General features: G+C 65.5%; 14 protein-coding genes. 5 read left to right on the forward strand and 9 right to left on the reverse strand.

What is annotated here, in order from left to right; translation table 11 throughout:
• Nucleotides 1-76: 76 nt before the first annotated feature.
• Nucleotides 77-2,587 (reverse strand): glycogen/starch/alpha-glucan phosphorylase, encoded by a 2,511-nt coding sequence (locus AKN83_RS24210; RefSeq protein WP_050405994.1) that lies wholly within the window; start codon nt 2,585-2,587, stop codon nt 77-79.
• A 299-nt stretch (nt 2,588-2,886) separates the two neighbouring features.
• Between AKN83_RS24210 and AKN83_RS41885 the strand changes: the two genes are divergently transcribed.
• Both AKN83_RS41885 and AKN83_RS24220 read left to right on the forward strand, forming a co-directional pair.
• Nucleotides 2,887-3,111, forward strand: coding sequence for a hypothetical protein (locus AKN83_RS41885; RefSeq protein ID WP_172803608.1), 225 nt, complete (start codon nt 2,887-2,889; stop codon nt 3,109-3,111).
• Between the two features lie 391 nt (nt 3,112-3,502).
• Complete coding sequence (locus AKN83_RS24220; RefSeq protein WP_050405996.1) at nt 3,503-3,934, forward strand: hypothetical protein; 432 nt, start codon at nt 3,503-3,505, stop codon at nt 3,932-3,934.
• Between the two features lie 13 nt (nt 3,935-3,947).
• Here AKN83_RS24220 and AKN83_RS24225 read toward each other — a convergent pair whose 3' ends face one another.
• Nucleotides 3,948-4,730, reverse strand: a complete 783-nt coding sequence (locus tag AKN83_RS24225) for a DUF2865 domain-containing protein (RefSeq protein ID WP_172803609.1) — start codon at nt 4,728-4,730, stop codon at nt 3,948-3,950.
• Nucleotides 4,731-5,062: 332 nt separating this feature from the next.
• The gene (pyrE, locus tag AKN83_RS24230; protein WP_050405999.1) at nt 5,063-5,626 is read right to left on the reverse strand and encodes an orotate phosphoribosyltransferase; all 564 of its coding nucleotides are present in this window, start codon (nt 5,624-5,626) and stop codon (nt 5,063-5,065) included.
• Between the two features lie 216 nt (nt 5,627-5,842).
• On the opposite strand from pyrE, the gene AKN83_RS24235 reads away from it, so the two are divergent.
• Nucleotides 5,843-6,469, forward strand: a complete 627-nt coding sequence (locus AKN83_RS24235) for a glutathione S-transferase family protein (RefSeq protein ID WP_050406000.1) — start codon at nt 5,843-5,845, stop codon at nt 6,467-6,469.
• A gap of 60 nt (nt 6,470-6,529) precedes the next feature.
• On the opposite strand, the gene AKN83_RS24240 is transcribed toward AKN83_RS24235, so the two are convergent.
• The 6 genes from AKN83_RS24240 to AKN83_RS24265 form a co-directional block, all read right to left on the reverse strand.
• A complete protein-coding gene (locus AKN83_RS24240; RefSeq protein ID WP_050406001.1) occupies nt 6,530-7,165 on the reverse strand; it encodes a LysE family translocator in 636 nt (211 codons plus the stop codon).
• A 223-nt stretch (nt 7,166-7,388) separates the two neighbouring features.
• Nucleotides 7,389-10,427, reverse strand: a complete 3,039-nt coding sequence (gene polA, locus AKN83_RS24245) for a DNA polymerase I (protein WP_050406002.1) — start codon at nt 10,425-10,427, stop codon at nt 7,389-7,391.
• Nucleotides 10,428-10,538: 111 nt separating this feature from the next.
• The gene (locus tag AKN83_RS24250) at nt 10,539-11,276 is read right to left on the reverse strand and encodes a response regulator (protein WP_050406003.1); all 738 of its coding nucleotides are present in this window, start codon (nt 11,274-11,276) and stop codon (nt 10,539-10,541) included.
• Nucleotides 11,273-13,018: an ATP-binding response regulator gene (locus tag AKN83_RS24255; protein WP_050406005.1), complete on the reverse strand. Its 1,746-nt coding sequence runs from the start codon at nt 13,016-13,018 to the stop codon at nt 11,273-11,275. Before AKN83_RS24255 ends, AKN83_RS24250 begins: the two co-directional genes overlap by 4 nt.
• Nucleotides 12,988-15,042 carry a sensor histidine kinase gene (locus tag AKN83_RS24260; protein WP_050406024.1) on the reverse strand — a complete coding sequence of 685 codons (2,055 nt, stop codon included), beginning with the start codon at nt 15,040-15,042 and terminating at the stop codon, nt 12,988-12,990. Before AKN83_RS24260 ends, AKN83_RS24255 begins: the two co-directional genes overlap by 31 nt.
• Nucleotides 15,043-15,076: 34 nt before the next feature.
• Nucleotides 15,077-16,066, reverse strand: a complete 990-nt coding sequence (locus tag AKN83_RS24265; RefSeq protein ID WP_050406006.1) for a TRAP transporter substrate-binding protein — start codon at nt 16,064-16,066, stop codon at nt 15,077-15,079.
• 183 nt (nt 16,067-16,249) lie between these two features.
• Here AKN83_RS24265 and ugpB point away from each other — a divergent pair, with 183 nt between their 5' ends.
• Both ugpB and AKN83_RS24275 read left to right on the forward strand, forming a co-directional pair.
• Nucleotides 16,250-17,569, forward strand: a complete 1,320-nt coding sequence (ugpB, locus tag AKN83_RS24270) for a sn-glycerol-3-phosphate ABC transporter substrate-binding protein UgpB (RefSeq protein ID WP_050406007.1) — start codon at nt 16,250-16,252, stop codon at nt 17,567-17,569.
• 252 nt (nt 17,570-17,821) lie between these two features.
• On the forward strand, nt 17,822-18,775 hold the full coding sequence (locus AKN83_RS24275; protein ID WP_050406009.1) for an aminoglycoside phosphotransferase family protein: 954 nt from the start codon (nt 17,822-17,824) through the stop codon (nt 18,773-18,775).
• Nucleotides 18,776-18,964: the final 189 nt, after the last annotated feature.

Here is an 18,964-nt window from a genome sequence, read left to right on the forward strand (position 1 = left end):
ACGCTCGACATGCAATAGTCCGGCAACGATGCCGAATTCAATGACGTCCGAGGTCATCGATTTCCGCGTCCCGGGATTACCCCTTCGCCTCGCGCTGGCTGCCGAGCTGCGGCGAGGCACTCGGATGCACCGGCACGTGCCAGATGTCCTCGGCGTATTCGCGGATGGTGCGGTCGGAGGAGAACCACGCCATGCGCGCGACGTTGAGGATCGAGGCGCGGGTCCAGGCCGGGGGCACCCGCCAGCGCGCGTCGATGCCGCGCTGTGCGTCATAGTAGGAATCGAAATCGGCCGAGACCATGTAGTGGTCGAGATAGCGCAGCGCGTGCCCGATCGAGGCGAAGCGCGCGGCATCGCCCGGCGAGAATTCGCCGCTCTCGATGGCGCGGATCGCGCGCTCGAGCCGCGGCGATTTGCGGATGATGTCGCTGGCATCGAGGCCCTGCTTGCGGCGGACCATGACGTCGCCGGCCTCGAGGCCGAAGATCGCGATGTTCTCTTCGCCGACATTGTCGCGGATCTCGATGTTGGCGCCGTCGAGCGTGCCGATGGTCAGCGCGCCGTTCAGCGCGAGCTTCATGTTGCCGGTGCCCGAGGCCTCCATGCCGGCAGTCGAGATCTGCTCGGACAGATCGGCGGCGGGGATGATCACCTCGGCGAGGCTGACATTGTAGTCGGCGAGGAAGGCAACCTTCAGCCTGCCGCCGAGCGAAGCGTCGTTGTTGACGATCTCGGCGACGTCGTTGATCAGCTTGATGATCAGCTTGGCGTAGCGGTAGCTCGCCGCGGCCTTGCCCGCGAAGATCTTGACCCGCGGCACCCAGTTCGCCCCCGGATCGTCCTTCATCGCGTGATACAGCGCGATGGTTTCCAGGATGTTGAGCAGCTGCCGCTTGTATTCGTGGATGCGCTTGATCTGCACGTCGAACAGCGCCGACGGATCGACCTTGATGTGGTTGCGCTCGCCGATCAGCCGCGCCAGCGCCAGCTTGTTGTGATGCTTGACGTCGCGGAAGCGCTTCTGGAATTCGAGGTCGCTCGAGTGGGGCTCGAGCCGCTCGAGCAGCGAGAAGTCGTCGAGCACGGCCTCGCCGCAGGTCTCGCGCAGCAGCGCGGTCAGCCGCGGATTGGCCAGCATCAGCCAGCGGCGGAAGGTGATGCCGTTGGTCTTGTTGGTGATGCGCTGGGGATAGAGATGATGCAGGTCGTGGAACACGGTCTCCTTCATCAGGTCGGAATGCATCGCGGAGACGCCGTTGATGCGATGCGAGCCGACGAAGGCGAGCTGGCCCATCCGCACCCGCCGGCCGCTGCGCTCGTCGATCAGCGACACCGAGGCGCGGTATTCGATGTCGCCGGGGAAGCGCTCCTCGGCGAGCGCCAGATGCGCCACGTTGATGCGGTAGATGATCTCGAGGTGCCGCGGCAAGAGCCGCTCGAACAATTCGACCGGCCAGGTCTCGAGCGCCTCCGGCAGCAGGGTGTGATTGGTGTAGGACAGCGTCGCGACGGTGATCTTCCAGGCTTCGTCCCAGCGGAAATTGTGCAGGTCGACCAGGATGCGCATCAGCTCGGTGACCGCAAGGCTCGGATGGGTGTCGTTGAGCTGCACCGCCGCCTTCTGTGCGAGGTTGCGCAGGCCGCCGTCGGAGGCGAGATGCCGGTTGACGAGATCCTGCAACGAGGCCGAGACGAAGAAATATTCCTGGCGCAGCCGCAGCTCGCGGCCCGCCGCGCTCTCGTCGTTCGGATAGAGGAATTTGCAGATCGCTTCCGCGCGCGCCTGCTCGGCGCTCGCCGAGACGTAGTCGCCGGTGTTGAAGACGTCGAGCTTGAGCGGGTCGGGCGCATGTGCCGACCACAGCCGAAGCGCGTTGACGTGCTGGCCGCGCCAGCCGACGATCGGCGTGTCGTAGGCCATTGCCTCGACGGTTTCCGCCGGATGCCAGGTGGCGCGGTCGCGGCCGCGCTCGTCGACATGCTCGACAGTGCCGCCGAAATGGACGTTGTAGACCACCTCCGGCCGCTGGAATTCCCAGGGGTTGCCGAAGGCGAGCCATTCGTCGGGATATTCCTGCTGCCAGCCTTGATTCATGATCTGGCGGAACAGGCCGAAATCGTAGCGGATGCCGTAGCCGGTCGCCGGGATCGCCAGCGTCGCCATGCTCTCCATGAAGCAGGCCGCGAGCCGCCCGAGGCCGCCATTGCCGAGCGCGGCGTCCGGCTCGCATTTGCGCAGGTCGGAGAGGTCGACGCCGAGGTCGCCGAGCGCCGCCTCGAACAGCGGCAGCAATCCCATATTGTTCAGCGCGTCGGTGAACAGGCGGCCGATCAGGAATTCGAGCGAGAGATAATAGACGCGCTTGGCGCCGGCGTCGTAGCTCTGCTTCTCGGCCGTCAGCCAGTGGTGCACGATGCGGTCGCGCAGCGCCAGCGCCGCCGCCTTGTACCAGTCACGCCGGGTCGCCATGCCGGCATCCTTGCCGATCGCAAGCCGCAGCTTGGCGAGGATCGCGCCCTTGATCTCGGCCAGCGCCAGCTCGTCGATCGGCTGGTTCAATGCCGGGTAGTTTGTTTGTTCGTGCAAAACGCCCAATCCCTGCCGTTCAGATCGATCATGATGCGAGCATCACGATCTCATCGCCTTGTTCGAGCATGGCCCCCGGAAGCTCCGATGTCCGCGCCTCCCGATCATGCTCCACACAATGATACGCGCGTTGCATGGCAATCGAAACCGTCCGGAACAAGGCCGTACGCCGCGCTGCCGAGATTTTATGCAAGGACCGGGCCGCTCCGGGAACCTTTTGGGCCTCCCCGCATCGGTGCTACGATTGGCGGTGGAGAGCGAGTTTTCGCGACGATTTAGCGGTGGATGCGCCGAGACTCCTGATCGAGATCGCGGCCGCGGCATTGCTCGTGGTGTGCATCACGGCGACTAGCGCAGCCTATGCCGCGGGCAGACCGGGCCGCAGCGCCGATGATCTGACTTGCGGCTTCAGCATGCCGCAGAACGCATCGCCGGCCGCGCGCTGTGCCGCCATCAAGCGGCAATGCGGCGGCAAGTTCTATGCGAATGCCTGCGGCGACAGACTGCTGTCCGCCGCGAATTGAACGAGCCGCGCAACGCAGCTTCGCGCCCGTTGGGAACACCGGAGTGGTACGGATTTCCAGGACTTAACGAGTTCTTTACAAACACAGCTGTCGCTCGTGGGGCGGGCACATTTTTCAGCTCCGACGCATTTCATACCGAAGCAGTATTCAACGGGCCGCTGACCTGATCAGCGGCCCGAATTGCGTCTGGGGCATACGCGCGTGGCGGGGCGATGATGCTCGCTCGCGCCACATCGTCGTCCTGGCTTCGCCAGGACGACGACCAACAACGACGATCCATAAACCAATCAGAACGAATTAAGAACACTTTGGCAAGCCTTTGATATATCATTGTGATTCGGTGCCTGCGCCGATACAATATCTATGGTCTCCAAGTCTCCGCGAGGACTACATGTCCACCATCGCCTTTGATCAATTCGCCCTGACCCGGATTGCCGATTTCGCGCGGTCGCTGTCGCGGCTGCACCAGGCCTCGCGGCGCCAGCCGATCGACGACGACCAGCTCGATCGCGAGTTCAACGCGGTCTGCATGTCGATCTGGGGCTACACGACCGATGATTTCAGCGACGAGCTGTTCTCGCTGGAGGATCATGCCTGGCTCGATACGCTCGATGAGGCGCATGCGCGCATCTTCGCGGCCGAGCAGGGCTACGACCTCGTCGACGATCAAGGCATGCTGACCGACTGGTGGGGCTATTGCTGGATGATCCTCGCCGAGAAGCGCGGCATCCTCACTCCGGAGAACCGCGCCGCGGCACGGGCCGCGATCGAGGAGAAATACATGGCCGCACCGAATGTGATCGGCGTGATCGTGGCGCGCTGAGGGCTTGCGCCGGTCAGTCCACCTCGGCCCGCTTGGCGGGCTTTGCGGCCTGGCCCTTTGGCACCACCGACGAGGGCGCCGGCGGCGCGACATCGCTCCTGGTTTCCGGCAGCGGCGCGTCGCTGGCGATCTCGGCGCTGACGGGCGCGACCTTCATCTCGCCGAGCCGCGCGCGGACCGCCGCGGTCAGTCCGGGATAGGAGGCGACCGGCGTGAAGTCGAACGACTGCTCGTTGCCGACGCGGATGCCGGTGTAGGCGACGAGGCCGTCGGTGGTTGCGATCACGTCGCCGGCCTTCAGCGAGGCATCGAGCGCAAGGTCGACCGGCGCGAGCCCGGCCGGGTCGCGACCGTTGCAGGTGCAATCGGCGCGCAGCGCCTTGCGATAGGCGAAGGCGGTTTCGCTGTCGGTGTAGCGCTCGCCCGTGGCCGAGGCGGAGCTGTCGATATGGCTGCCGTAATAGACCTTGGTCGCGCTCGCCGGGCAGAACGCCTGGCAGAGCTGCGCCGGCGTCGCGTTGCCGCGCAGCGTCAGCGGGAAATACTTGCCGTCGCAGCTGCGCACGCAATAGGCCGGTCCGGACCCGGCCACGCGCGGCGCCGAGGTCGGCGCAGACTGCTGCCGTTCAGGCTGCTGGTTGAGGCCGAACGGATCGGCGAAGAAATTGGCTTGCGGCGGGGCCGGCCGGCCCTGCTGCTTCTGGGAACCGCCGAAGAAGAAGTCGAACAGCCCTTCGGCCGAGACAGGAGCGGGCACGACCAGAACGGAACCCGCGAACGCAGCGGCGGCAAGCATCACGCGGCGCCGCACGCGCCGATCACTCAACTCTGTACGCAACGCCAACTCCACCCGACGCGCCACGCCGCGGCGACAAGCTGCCCCGGCGAATTCACCTTAAGACGGGATGGTAAACGAGCGATTGATCGAGCGTGACGTCGTCACAAGAAGCAGGCGGACGCGCGCGAACTCCTCCTCACCTCGCCCCGCTTGCGGGGAGAGGTCGGATCGCATCGCGAGATGCGATCCGGGTGAGGGGGTACAGGTCCCACGGCACACACGATTCGTGGACGCAGTCCCTCACCCCAACCCTCTCCCCGTAAGAACGGGGAGAGGGGGAGCAAAAGCCCTCAGTCCTTCAGGAACTCGCCGGCCTTGTACAGCGCGCGGAACGGCAAGCCGGCTTCGGCGAACGTCTCGGTCGCGCCTTCCTCGCGGTCGACCATGGTGAACACCAGCGCGATCTCGCCGCCGGCCTCGCGCACGGCTTCCACGGCCTTCAGCGCCGAGCCGCCGGTCGTGGTGACGTCCTCGACGATCACGATGCGCTTGCCCGCGAGTGTCTCGCCCTTGGCGAGCCCTTCGACGGCGAGCCGCGCGCCGTGCTCCTTCGGCTTCTTGCGCACGAAGAACGCCGCGATCGGATGACCCTTCAGCCAGGACAGCTGCGCAATGGCGCCGGCGAGCGGCACCGCGCCCATCTCGAGCCCGCCGACGAAATCGAGCTTGTCGTCCTTCAGCGCCTCATAGGTGAGCTCGGCGAGCAGCGCTGCGCCTTCAGGATCGAGCATCGTCGGCTTCAGGTTGAAATAGAAGTCGCTCTTGCGGCCCGACGCCAACGTGATCTCGCCGCGGCCGAACGAACGCTTGCGGATGATCTCGGCGAGGCGGGCGCGGGAGGCTGATTTGGACAAAGGCTTTTTCCCTATAGGGGTTCTTTGGGGGCTTTGAGGCGGCCGGCAATCTATCGGCGGTCCGGCGCACATTCCAGCGGGTAAATCCCGCCGTCAACAGTGGGGATGCCGCCATTTCAGCGCAGCCGTGTGCGGAAAGCGCGGGTTGTGCGGCTGCCGGCTTCCCCCTAAAGCAAGCGCCAAACACCCGGCCAAACACTTGCGAGGGAAGCGGAAATGACCATCGAGCTGCACACCTGGAACACGCCCAATGGCCGCAAGATCTCGGTGGCGCTGGAGGAAATGGGGCTGCCCTACAAGGTGATCCCGGTGAATATCGGCAAGGGCGAGCAGATGGCGCCCGCCTTCCTTGCGATCAGTCCGAACAACAAGATCCCGGCGATCGTCGATCCGGACGGCCCCGGCGGCAAGCCGGTCAGCATCTTCGAGTCCGGCGCGATCCTGCTCTATCTCGGCGAGAAGACCGGCAAGTTCCTGCCGAAGCCGCTGGCGGAACGGATCCCGGTCTATGAATGGCTGATGTGGCAGATGGGCGGCTTCGGCCCGATGCCCGGCCAGGTGCACCATTTCATCGCGCTGGAGAACGAGCAGGACCGCGCCTACGGGTTGAAGCGCTACATGACCGAGACACGGCGGCTGTACGGCGTGCTGGACCGCCGGCTTGCCGACCGCGACTTCGTCGCCGGCGATCTCTCGGTGGCTGATTTCGCCATTCTCGGCTGGGCCTGGCGCCATCCGCGCCACAAGGTGGATCTGGCCGACTTCCCCAACGTCAAGCGCTGGTACGAGACGCTGATGGCCCGCCCGGCGGCGAAGCGGGGGATGGAAGCGAAGCTGGATTGAGGGGCGCTCTACCACCCTACGCGCTTACTTCCCTGCTCCCCTTGCGGGAGACGGTACTGATCACGCCCGCCGCGCCTCGAGCGCCATCTTCATCGCAAGCCCGGCGAGCACCGTGCCCATCAGCCAGCGCTGCACCAGCAGCCAGGTCGGGCGGGTGCCGAGGAACACCGCGATCGAGCCGGCGGCGAGTGCGATCATCGCATTGACGCTGACGCTGATCACGATCTGGATCGAGCCGAGCGCGAGCGACTGCGTCAGCACGCTGCCACCGGCCGGATCGATGAACTGCGGCAGCAGCGCGAGATAGAGCATCGCGATCTTCGGGTTGAGCAGATTGGTCAGGAAGCCCATCGCGAACAATTTGCGCGGGCCGTCGACCTTCAGCGCCTTGACCTGGAACGGCGAGCGGCCGCCCGGCTTCAGCGCCTGCCATGCCAGCCAGAGCAGATAGGCGGCGCCGGCGAAGCGCAGCGCGTCATAGGCATAGGGAATAGCGAACAGCAGCGCGGTGATGCCGAATGCCGCGCACAGCATGTAGAACACGAAGCCGAGCGCGACGCCGCCGAGCGAGACGATGCCGGCCGCCGGCCCCTGCGTGATCGAGCGCGAGATCAGGTACATCATGTTCGGCCCCGGCGTCAGCACCATTCCGAGGCAGACGAGCGCAAAGCCGAGCAGAGCGGATGTGTGGGGCATGACGGGTCTCGCAAGGGATACACGTTTTTAGCGTGTCGCCCGCTGAGCGGCCATGCAGGAATTGCTCTCGGAGCAATGTGGTTTGCACCTCACCCGGTCTCTTGTCGTCATTCCGGGGCGTGCGAAGCACGAACCCGGAATCCATCAGGCGGCGTAATTTGTGGATGGATGGATTCCGGGTTCTCGCCTGCGGCGAGCCCCGGAATGAAGGGAGAGGCGGACTCTAATGCGCCTCGTCCCAATTGTTGGCGGCGCGGGCGTCGACCTGCAGCGGCAGCGACAGGATCACCGCGGGGAAGGGCGCGTCCTGCATCACCTTCTGCACGACGGGCAGCGTCGCCGCGACCTCGTCGTTGGGCACCTCGAAGATCAGTTCGTCATGCACCTGCAGCAGCATCTGCGCCGAGAGCTTCTTCTCGGCGAGTGCGTCCTCGACCCGGATCATGGCGCGACGGATGATGTCGGCCGCGGTGCCCTGCAGCCGCGCGTTGATCGCGGCACGCTCGTTGAAGGCGCGCACCGAGGCGTTCGACGCCTTGATGTCGGGGTAGTGCATCTTGCGGCCGAACAGCGTGGTGACATAGCCGTTGCGGCGGCACGAGTCCTTGGTCTCGTCCATATAGGCGCGGATGCCCGGGAAGCGCTCGAAATACTTCTTGATGTAGGCCGAGGCTTCCTCGCGCGCGATGCCGAGCTGGTTGGCGAGACCGAACGCCGAGATGCCGTAGATGATGCCGAAATTGATCGCCTTGGCTCTACGCCGCACCTCGCTCGGCATGTCCTTGATCGGCACCCCGAACATTTCGGAGGCGGTCATGGCGTGAATGTCGAGCCCGTCGCGGAATGCCTGGCGCAGCACCGGCACGTCGGCGATCTCGGCGAGCAACCGCAGCTCGATCTGGGAGTAATCGGCCGACACCAGCTTGTGGCCGGGCGTTGCGATGAAGGCGCGGCGGATCTTGCGGCCGTCCTCGGTACGAACAGGGATGTTCTGCAAATTCGGCTCGTTCGACGACAGCCGGCCCGTGGTGGTCGCGGCCAGTGCGTAGGTCGTGTGCACGCGATGGGTCTGCGGATTGACGTAGGTCGGCAGCGCGTCGGTGTAGGTCGATTTCAGCTTCGAGACCTGGCGCCACTCAAGAATCTTCTTCGGGAATTCGTGGCCCTGCTCGGCGAGATCGTCGAGCACCTGCGCGGTGGTCGACCACGCGCCGGTCTTGGTCTTGGTGCCGCCGGGCAACCCCATCTTGCCGAAGATGATGTCGCCGATCTGCTTCGGGCTGCCGACATTGACTGGCTCGCCGGCGATCTCCTGGATCTCGGCCTCGACGCGCGCCGCGGTCTGGGCGAAATCGCCCGACAGTCGCGACAGCACCTGGCGGTCGATCGAGATGCCGCGCCGCTCCATCCGCGCCAGCACCGAGACCAGCGGCCGCTCCAGCGTCTCGTAGACCGTCGTCATCCGTTCGGCGACGAGGCGCGGCTTCAGCACGCGCCACAGCCGCAGGATCACGTCGGCGCTTTCGGCCGCGTATTCGGTCGCCTTGTCGATCGTGACCTGATCGAAGGTCAGCTTGCCCTTGCCGCTGCCGACGAGGCCGCCGTAATTGACTACGGCATGGCCGAACCAGCGCTCGGCGAGCGCCTCCAGCGCATGCGAGCCGCGGCCGGCATCGAGTGCGTAGGACATCAGCTGCGCGTCGTCGATGTTACGCAGCGTGATGCCGTGCTGCGCCAGCGTCACCGCGGTGAACTTGACGTTGAAGCCGACCTTCTGGATGCCGGCGGACTCCAATAGTGGCTTGAGCACCTTCAGCGCATCGGCGGTCTTGATCTGGCCGGGTGCGAGGCCGGCATCGAACAGCCCGGCGCCGCCGCCGGCCTCCCGGTGGCCGAGCGGGACGTAGCAGGTGTCGTTGGGCGCGACGGCAAGCGCCAGTCCCGCCAGCTCGGCCTGCATCGGGTCGATCGATTCCGACATCGCCTCGATCGCGACGGTGCCGTTGTCGTGCGCACGCGCAACGAAGGCGTTGAGCTGATCGAGATTGCCGATCGCCTGGTAGGCCTTGCGATCGAAGCCGATCTTGCGGATCGCCTCGCCGCGGGCTTCGGCCAGCGTTGCCGGCGTGCCCTTCAGGCTGGAGTTCTTGTCGTCGCGCGCGCCGGTCGGCTTGGTCTTCGCCGGTGGTGCCGCGGCCGCTGTCGGCGCGTCGCCCGGTGTGGGCGTCACATCCGACGGCGGCAGCGGCGAGAACACGCTGGCGCCGCTCTTGTTGCCGGGATCGGCATCGACATTGGCCGGATCGATCTGCGCATACTCGGCGACGCGGCGGGTGAGGGTGGAGAACTCCATCGCCTTGAGGAAGGCGATCAGCCGGCGCGAGTCGGGCTCGTGCACGGCGAGGTCGTCGAGCGGCACCTCGAGCTCGACCTTGTCGTCGAGCAGCACCAGCTGGCGCGAGATGCGCGCCTTCTCGGCATTCTCGAGCAGCGCCTCGCGCCGCTTCGGCTGCTTGATCTCGCCGGCGCGGAACAGCAGCTGGTCGAGGTCGCCATACTCGATGATCAGTTGTGCGGCGGTCTTGATGCCGATGCCGGGCACACCGGGCACGTTGTCGGTGGAATCGCCGGCCAGCGCCTGCACCTCGACCACCTTCTCGGGCGGCACGCCGAATTTCTCGATCACCTCGTCGCGGCCGATGCGGCGATCCTTCATCGTGTCGTACATCACGACCTTGTCGTTGACGAGCTGCATCAGATCCTTGTCGGACGACACGATCGTCGTGGTGGCGCCGCGCTCGGTCGCGAGCCGCGCATAGGTCGCGATCAGGTCGTCGGCCTCGAAGCCAACCTGCTCGAGGCAGGGCAGCTCGAAGGCGCGCACCGCCTCGCGGATCAGAGCGAATTGCGGGATCAGATCGTCGGGCGCCGGCGGCCGGTGCGCCTTGTAGTCGGGATACAGCTTGTTGCGGAACGTAATCTCCGACTTGTCGAACACGATCGCCAGGTGGGTCGGCCGGTTGTCCTCCGGCATGTCGCGGAGCAGCTTCCACAGCATGTTGCAGAAGCCGAGCACGGCATTGACCTGCAGCCCGTCGGACTTGCGGTTCAGCGGCGGCAGCGCGTGATAGGCGCGGAAGATGTAGCCCGACCCGTCGACCAAAAAGATATGGTCGCCCTTGGCCGCCGGCTTGGCGGCGACGGGCTTGGCTGCGGTCTTCGGGGCGGGCTTGGCGGGGTCTTTGGAGGCTGTTTTCGGCATGGCCGAAACTTAGGGATTTTTGCGCGGATTGACAGCCTTAGTGTCGTTGAATCCGCCCGCGCCACACAACGATTTGTCGTCCTGGCTTGGCCAGGACGACGTCGAGAAAGACTACGCCTTGTCCCCGGTCGGGGAGAACAGGTAGCCGCCGCCGCGGATGGTGCGGATCACTGACGGCTTGGTCGGGTCGAATTCGATCTTGCGGCGGATGCGCATGATGCGCAGGTCGACGGCGCGGTCGAAGGCCTCGGCGTCGCGGGCATTGGCGAGTTCCAGGAGCCGCTCGCGCGACAGCACGCGCTTCGGATTGGCGGCGAACACCTTGAGCAGGCCGAATTCGGAGGCCGTCAGCGGGTGCTCATTGCCCTCGTCGTCGCGCAGCGCCTGGGCCTCGAGATCGAGCCATTTGGTGCCGAACCGCACCAGCTGCTCCTTTTCGGCCTTGGCGCTGGAAGGTTCCGGCGCGGCCGTCTTCGCCGGCCCGCTCCGCCGCAGCACCGAGCGGATGCGCGCCATCAGCTCGCGCAATTCGCAGGGTTTTGCCACGTAGTCGTCGGCGCCGAGCTCGAGCCCGACCACACGGTCGATCGGGCTGGCAGTAGCTGTCAGCATGATGACGGGGACGTTGATCTTGCTCTTGAGGTCGCGAATGATCGACAGACCATCCTCCTCGGGCATGTTGAGGTCCAGCACCACGAGATCGGGCGTGTTGCTCTCGATCTCCTTGCGCAGGCTCTTGCCGCCGTCGCACAGCGTCACGCCGAAGCCGTGCATCTTGAGGTAATCGCCGACCATCTCGCGGGCCGGCGCCTCATCGTCGACGATGAAGATATGCGGGTTCTGGTTCATGTCTCTGTCGCCGGCAGTGTAACCGTAAAGGTTGACCCCTGTCCGGGGCCCGGGCTCTGGGCGGTCACATGGCCGCCATGCATGTCGATGATGCGCTTGACGATGGACAGGCCGAGCCCGGTCGAGCTTTCGCCCGCGGTCGGCTTGGCCGACAGCCGCTGGAACCGGCCGAACAGCCGGCCGAGATCCTCGGGGCTGAGGCCGGGACCCTGGTCGGCGATCCGGATCACGGTGTCGTCGCCCTCGTGGCTGACCGCGATCGTGATCTTGCCGCCGATCGGCGAGTACTTGATGGCGTTGCTGACGAGGTTGTCGATCGCCTCGCGGATCCGGTCGGCATCGCACATCGTGACGAAATGCTGCGGCCCCGAGACCGAGATGCTCTGCTGCTTGTTGACCGCCGAGGGCAGATTGGCCTCGGTGACCTCGTTGACGAGCGCCGCGACGTCGACCGGCTCGCGGCGGATGGTGATGTCGAAGGCGTCGGCCATCGCATCCGAGATCAAATGGTCGACCATCGAGGTCAGCCGCCTGGTGGCGTCCCTGATGTGCTCGACCTGGGCGGTGACGTTCTCCTTCGGCGAGCCGGCGCCGATCAGTTCGGTCAGCATCTCGGTGCGGCCGAGGATCACGCCGAGCGGGTTCTTCAGGTCGTGGGCGACGGTGCCGAGGATCTCGTTCTTGAAGCCGTTGGCGCGCTGCAGCCGCAGCCATTGCGCCGACAGCCGCCGGTTGGCCTGGCTCAGCGCGCGGGTGCGCTGCGCGACACGGTCCTCGAGCTGGGTGTTGGCCTCGTGCAGCTGCTGGTACAGGATCACGTTGTCGAACGCGATCGACAGCCGGCTGGAGAAGATCTCGACCAGCGCACGGTCGGTGTCGGAGAGCTGCCGCTCGGCCTGCAGCAGCACCACGACCTCGCGGCCGCTGCCGGTGCGCGAATAGAGCACGCTGCGGTGGTCGGCGAACTCGTTCTTGCGGCGCTGAAATGCTTCCTCGACCATGTGCCGCAAATCGGCATCGAGCGCCTTCGACGAGGTCGTGCCGATGAAGCGGCTGTAGCAGCCCGAGCAGGCCAGCACCGAGAAATCACAGGCGGCGGCGTTGCCGTCGTCGCGCAGCACCAGGATCCCCGCGCAATCGACATTGAGCAGCGAGGCGAGTTGCGTCAGCACGCCCTCGGCCAGCCGCTGCATCGACTTGAAGTCGTACAGCGTCGAGGCCGCGTCGATGATGATCTCGAGCCCGCGCCTGGTCTGCACCATGCGCTCGAGCTGCTGATAGCTGCGCAGCGCCGCGGTCAGCGAGGTGAACAGCTTGTCGGCGGTGAGCTCGGTCTTCGCCTTGTAGTCGTTGATGTCGTATTGCACGATGACGCGCCGCTCCGGCGCCTGGCCGGGCTGGCCGGTGCGCAGGATGATGCGCACGGTCTCGTTCCTGATCTCGTTGCGGATGTATTCGACGAGCTCGAGGCCGGCGACGTCGGTCTCCATGATGACATCGAGCAGCACGGCCGCGATGTCGGGGTTGTCGCGCATCAGCGTGCGGCCTTCGGCCGCAGAGTAGGCCGACAGGATCTCCAGCGTCGCGCCGTTCAGATTGTAGTCGCTGAGCGCAAAACGGGTGCCTTCATGGACGGCGTGATCGTCGTCGATCACGGCGATCTTCCATTTCCGTACCGGCGAGTCCTCCGGGGGGCTCTCGGTGTCGTCGATCAGTTGGAGGACATCGTCCTGTTCGGCCATTGACTGGTTCCGTCGGCTGCTGCGTCAGTGATCGTCGGCTCGCCCTTGGCGATCCTGGGCATGATAATGCGAAAAGTGGTGCCTTGTCCTACCCTTGACTCCAGCATCATGCGTCCGCCGAGCTGCTGGGTGACGAGGTTATAGACGATATGCAGGCCGAGGCCCGTGCCACCTTCGTTGCGGCGTGTCGTAAAGAACGGGTCGAACGCCTGTCGCTGCACGTCCGGCGTCATGCCAGCCCCGTCGTCCGCGAAGATGATCTCGACATCATCGGTGCCACGGCCACGCGCCGAGATCGTGATGTTGCCCGAGCGGCCGTCGGCAAAGGCATGATTGACGGCGTTGAGGAAAAGATTGGTTAAGATCTGCCCATAGGCGCCGGGATAGCCATCGATCAGGAGCCCATCGGGCACATCGACGGACAGCGCGATCGCCGCCTTCTTCAGCACCGGCCGCAGGCTCGCCACGATCTGGTCGGTCGCTTCGCTCAAGGCGAACTGGCGGCGTTCGGCATGCGAGCGATCGACCGCGACCTGCTTGAACGACTGGATCAGTTCGCCGGCGCGCTGCAGGTTCGAGACCAGTTGCTGCGATGCGTCACGCGATGCGCGCACGAATTCGTCGAGCCTGGAGCGGCGCAGCGGCTCGGTCTTGAGGTCGTTCTCGAACATCTCGCTGCGGCGGGCAAAGCTCGAGGCGACCGTCAGGCTGATGCCGATCGGATTGTTGACCTCGTGGGCGACGCCGGCAACGAGGCCGCCGAGCGCGGCGAGGCGTTCGGCATCGATCAGGTTCTGCTGCGCGGTGTTGAGCTCGAGCAGCGCGCTCTCGGCCTTTTCCTTGGCGGTGCGCAGCTCGTCCTCGGTCTTGCGCTTGGCGATGGCGTTCTCGCGGAACACCTCGACCGCGCGCGCCATGGCGCCGACCTCGTCCTTGGCCGACGTGCCCTGCACCGGCCGGTCGAGGTCTCCCGAGGTGATCGCGCGCATTGCGGTCAGGATCTGCGCCAGCGGCAGGCGGATCGACAATGCGATCATCACGCCCGCCGACATGATGACGCCGAGGAAGATCACGGCGATCGACAGCACCCGGCGCGAGATCGACGTCAGCGTCCTGTCGAAGGTCTCCTGCGCCTTCTGCTCGCGCTGGCGCATCTTCACCGAGAGATCGTCGATCGCGCCGATCGCATCGGCCTGGCTGGCGTCGATCGAGTTGCGCAAGAGATCGGTGCGGTTGGTGAGCTGTTCGCTGAGCTTGGCGAGCCCGTCGCGCAGCTCGGCGGTCTTGACCTTGAGCCGCGCCAGCGCCATGCGCTGCAGATCGTTCTCGGCCAGATCGGTCATGACAGGGATCGTCCTCTCGATGGTATCGATGTTGCGGCGGGCTTCCTCGGCCGACGAGGAGGCGAGCGAGAGGTAGTAGGCGTTGGCGGCGACCAGGAGCGAGGTGAAGGCCTCGCGCGACTTGCCGAGCGCGGGCCAGATCAGCGCGTCGCGATGGCCGGTGGCGCCCTCGATGATCGAATAGAGGCCGGCCATGTCCTTGGTCGGCGTCAGCACCTCTTCGTCATAGGTCTTGGAGATCCTGGTCTGCACGGTGCGCAATTCACCGAAGCCGTCGAGGAAGCGGCTGGTGACGCGCTCCAGCTGCTCGACCGAGCCCGACAGCATTGGGTCGGTCGAGGCCCGGTTGGTCAGCGTGCCGAGCACGGCCTCGCGGAGCAGCAGGATTTCCGCGAACAGGTCCGGGCTCGGCTGGTTGATGTAGCGATGGATCAGGTTCTGCAGGCGGCTGGTCTCGCTTTCCAGCTTGGCCAGGATCTTGTCGGATTCCCGCACCTGGCGGACATCGTCCCAGGCCGAGCCGAGCACCTTCGAGCCGTTCCAGATCAGCACCGCGAGCACCACCACGACGGCCGAATTGAGCAGCGCGATCGAGAGGATGCGCCAGCGGATCGGCACCGCGCGCAGCAACTGGACGATGCGGAAACGGCCCTGCGGCCCAAAGGCCGCCCGCCGTCGCATCGTCCCGTCCTGTTTGGGCGCGTCCAAGATCCGGTCACTCCACGTTGCGGATGCGTTCGATCAGCGCTGCTATTGCCGGATCGCGCTCCGCCTTGGCATAGATGCCGGCCATCGCCGCCTCGAACGGCTTGCGGTCGAAATCGGTCACGACCGTGACGCCGGCCAGCTCCGCCTGCTTGCGCGAGCGCTCCTCGAGCTCACGCCACTTCTCGCGCATGTAAAGACTGGAGCGCTGCGCGGCCTCGCGGAAGATGATCTGCTCGTCCGGCGTCAGGCTGGCCCAGGCCTTGCGCGACATCACCAGCACTTCGGGGCTCACGGTGTGCCGGGTCAGGGTGTAGTAGCCGGCGTATTTGTAGTGGCCGGTGGTGACGAAGGACGGCCAGTTGTTCTCGGCGCCATCGATCAGCCGGTTGGCGAGCCCGGTCTGCACCTGGCCGTAGGCCATCTCGACCGGCTGGGCGCCGAGCGCGCGGATCATGTCCGACATCTGTTCGGATTGCTGCACCCGCAGCCGCAGCCCCCTGAGGTCGTCGAGCGAGCGCACCGGGCGGACGCTGTTGTAGATCGAGCGGGCGCCGGAATCGTAGAAGGTCAGCCCGACGAAGCCGTGGGCCTCGAGGCTGTTCAGGATGTCGTTGCCGATCGGTCCATCCAGCACATGCTGCAGGTGCTCAAGGGATCGAAACAGGAACGGCATCGCCAGCACGTTCACGGAAGGCACCATGGTTCCGATCAGCGCGACATTGGTCCGGTTCAGATCGATGGCGCCGGCCCGGGTCTGCTCCAGCGTCTCCTTTTCCTCGCCGAGCTGACGGGAATGGAAGACCACGATGCGGTGCCGGCCGCCGGTGCGCTCGGTGATCAGGCGGTCCATGTAATTCAGCGCCTGGACCGTCGGATAGTCTTCATTCTGGGTATCGGCGGTGCGGAATTCGCGCGCAAAACCACTCGCCGAGACCGCTGTGCATAACAGCGCGACGGCAAGCGTTATTGTCCGCGAAAGGCCGGCGCGGCGGTACACTGGTTACAATTCCCCTTGTGATTTGTGTCCAGGGCGGGAGCAAAAGGTTCAACGCATTCTAGCAGAATGGCGCTGGCTCGCCCATCGGGCAAACGCTAGACCCGCGCTGCAACCTGCGGTGTCGGTTGAATTTGCGGTTGTGGCGCCGTATGAGCGCGTGTTGGCATCCGGGAACGACTCGTCGTGAAGTTCGCCTTGAAGCTGTTGCATCTCGTCGTCGCGGCCCTTCTGCTTGTGGCACCAGCGCAGGCGACGACCGAGATCATGTGGTGGCACGCGATGTCGGGCGAGCTCGGCAAGCAGCTCGAGAAGCTGGCTGCCGACTTCAACGCCGCGCAATCCGACTACCGGATCGTGCCCGCCTACAAGGGCAACTACACCGAGACCGTCACCGCGGCGATCTTCGCGTTCCGCTCGCGCAGCCAGCCGGCGATCGTTCAGGTCAACGAGATTGCCACCGCAACCATGATGGCGGCGCGCGGCGCGATCTATCCGGTGTTCGAGCTGATGCGCGATCAATCGGAGCCGTTCGCGCCACAGGCCTATCTGCCTGCGGTGGCGGGTTACTATGCCGACGTCGACGGCAACATGCTGTCGTTCCCGTTCAACGCCTCGACGCCGATCCTGTACTACAACAAGGATCTGTTCCGTTCCGCCGGGCTCGATCCGAGCCAGCCGCCGAGGACCTGGCCGGAGCTCGGCACCATGGCGAAGCGGCTGCGCGCGGCCGGCGCAATGTGCGGTTTCACCACGTCATGGCCATCCTGGATCAATGTCGAGAACTTTTCCGCGTTCCACAATCTGCCGATCGCCACCAGGGGCAACGGCTTTGCCGGTCTCGACGCGCAGCTGGTCTTCAACAACCCGATCGTGGTGCGCCATATCGCGCAGCTCGCGAAATGGCAGGCCGACAAGTCGTTCGACTACAGCGGCCGCGGCCAGGCAGCCGAGCCGCGCTTCCAGAAGGGCGAGTGCGGCATCTTCATCGGCTCGTCCGGCACGCGCGCCGACATCAAGGCCAATTCGAAATTCGAGGTCGGCTACGGCATGATGCCGTACGAGCCCGATGTGCAGGGCGCGCCGCAGAACTCGATCATCGGCGGCGCGACGCTGTGGGTGCTGCGCGACCGGCCGCGCGCCGAATATGCCGGGGTGGCGAAATTCTTCGGCTTTCTGTCGCGGCCGGAGGTGCAGGCCGCCTGGCACCAGAACACCGGCTATCTGCCGATCACCCGCGCCGCGTTTGATCTCAGCCGCACCCAGGGCTTCTACGATCGCAATCCCGGCGCCTCGATCTCGATCGAGGAGGTCACGCTGAAGCCGCCGACCGACAAGTCCAGGGGCGTCCGGCTCGGCTCGTTCGTCCTGATCCGCGACGTGATCGAGGAGGAGCTCGAGCAGGTGTTTTCCGGCAAGCGTTCGGCGCAGGCCGCGATGGACAACGCCGTCGACCGCGGCAACCGTCTGTTGCGCCAGTTCGAGCGCGCCAATCCGGACCGATGAGGGGCTGTGCGTTGTCTTAACCTCCCCTTGAAAAGGGGAGGTCGCTTTGCTCGCCAGAGCAAAGCGGGTGGGGATCCGCTCTCTCCACTTACCGCGTCGGCTGCGGCAGACCCCCATCCCGACCTTCCCCCTTTCCGGGGGAAGGAGAAGAGTTCGTAGCCCGGATGCAGCGAAGCGAAATCCGGGGCCGGTGCTTCAGTTGGCGCAGAATCCCGGATTACGCTGCGCTCCATCCGGGCTACAAAGCTTGCAATGATCGTTCGGCTCCCATCCATTACCACCTACGACACCTATCGCGCCTGGCGCGGCGACACCTCGCGCTGGCTGCCGGTGGTGCGCGACATCGCAGACGGCCACGGGCTGTCCTGCGACGATCCGCACGTGTTCTCGACCGGCACCAACCTCGTCGTCGGGCTCGACGGTGACCTGATCCTGAAGCTGTTCCCGCCGTTTCTGCGTCCGCAATGCGTGTCCGAACGCGGCGCGCTCGCCGAGTTGCGCGGACGGCTCGGCATTCCGATCCCCGAACTCGTTGCGGAGGGCGAGCGCGACGGCTGGCCCTATCTCGTCATCACGCGCCTTTCCGGCACCGTCGGCTCGGAGGTCTGGCCATCGCTGCCGGAAGCCGAGCGCGAGCGCGTGCTCGGCGAGATCGGCGCCGTGATTGCCGAGGTGCAGCGCGTGCCGCCCGGCAGCCTGCTGGCGATCGAGCCGCGCTGGGAGGCCTTCATGCGCGGCCAGATCGTGCAGTGCCGGGCGCGGCACGAACGGCTCGGCCTGCCGGCGAAATTCCTCAGCTCGCTCGACGATCTCCTGCGCGACGCTGCCCAATTGATCCCGATGGACGCGCCGCCGGTGATCCTGACCGGCGAGTACATCCCGGAGAACTTTTTGCTGGGCCGCCGGTCCAATGGCTGGTATGTCGCCGGCCTGTTCGACTTCGGCGACGTGCGGACGGGGTGGGGCGAGTACGACCTGCTCGGTCCCAGCGCCTTCATGGCCGCCGGGCATCCCCGCCTCGTGCGCAGCCTGTTCGACGGCTTCGGCATCCCGCGCAGCGCGGTGAATTTCGCGCTGAAGCGGCGGCTGATGGCGCTGATGATGCTGCACTCGGCCAGCGATCCGCTCCGGCACATCTGCATCGCGGGCTGGCCGGACCGGGTCGATGATCTCGTGCAGCTGCAGGAGTTGATCTGGTCGGACTGACATCGGTCGCCGGCCAGAAAGCGAGCAGCGCTCGCGATCTGCTTATCTATTGAGCAGATGGCTCTCCTTTGTATGCAATGCATGCCATGCTGGTCGACTCCGAACGAAATATCCTCGGCGATTTTTTCAACATTTCCAGCGAGTTAGTGCCTCATAAGGTTTCGTTAAGGGTTGGCACAATCCTTGCGA

This window comes from Bradyrhizobium embrapense (assembly GCF_001189235.2).
In the GTDB taxonomy this organism is placed as follows: Bacteria; Pseudomonadota; Alphaproteobacteria; order Rhizobiales; family Xanthobacteraceae; genus Bradyrhizobium; species Bradyrhizobium embrapense.

Bases quoted from the DNA above. Each gene is read 5' to 3' on its own strand.
- AKN83_RS24260 (WP_050406024.1), bottom strand. From the start codon at position 15,042: ATGCGACGGCGGGCGGCCTTTGGGCCGCAGGGCCGTTTCCGCATCGTC.
- AKN83_RS24235 (WP_050406000.1), top strand. From the start codon at position 5,843: ATGACCATCGAGCTGCACACCTGGAACACGCCCAATGGCCGCAAGATC.
- AKN83_RS24240 (WP_050406001.1), bottom strand. From the start codon at position 7,165: ATGCCCCACACATCCGCTCTGCTCGGCTTTGCGCTCGTCTGCCTCGGA.
- AKN83_RS24255 (WP_050406005.1), bottom strand. From the start codon at position 13,018: ATGGCCGAACAGGACGATGTCCTCCAACTGATCGACGACACCGAGAGC.
- AKN83_RS24250 (WP_050406003.1), bottom strand. From the start codon at position 11,276: ATGAACCAGAACCCGCATATCTTCATCGTCGACGATGAGGCGCCGGCC.
- AKN83_RS24225 (WP_172803609.1), bottom strand. From the start codon at position 4,730: ATGCTTGCCGCCGCTGCGTTCGCGGGTTCCGTTCTGGTCGTGCCCGCT.
- AKN83_RS24220 (WP_050405996.1), top strand. From the start codon at position 3,503: ATGTCCACCATCGCCTTTGATCAATTCGCCCTGACCCGGATTGCCGAT.
- AKN83_RS24275 (WP_050406009.1), top strand. From the start codon at position 17,822: ATGATCGTTCGGCTCCCATCCATTACCACCTACGACACCTATCGCGCC.
- polA (WP_050406002.1), bottom strand. From the start codon at position 10,427: ATGCCGAAAACAGCCTCCAAAGACCCCGCCAAGCCCGCCCCGAAGACC.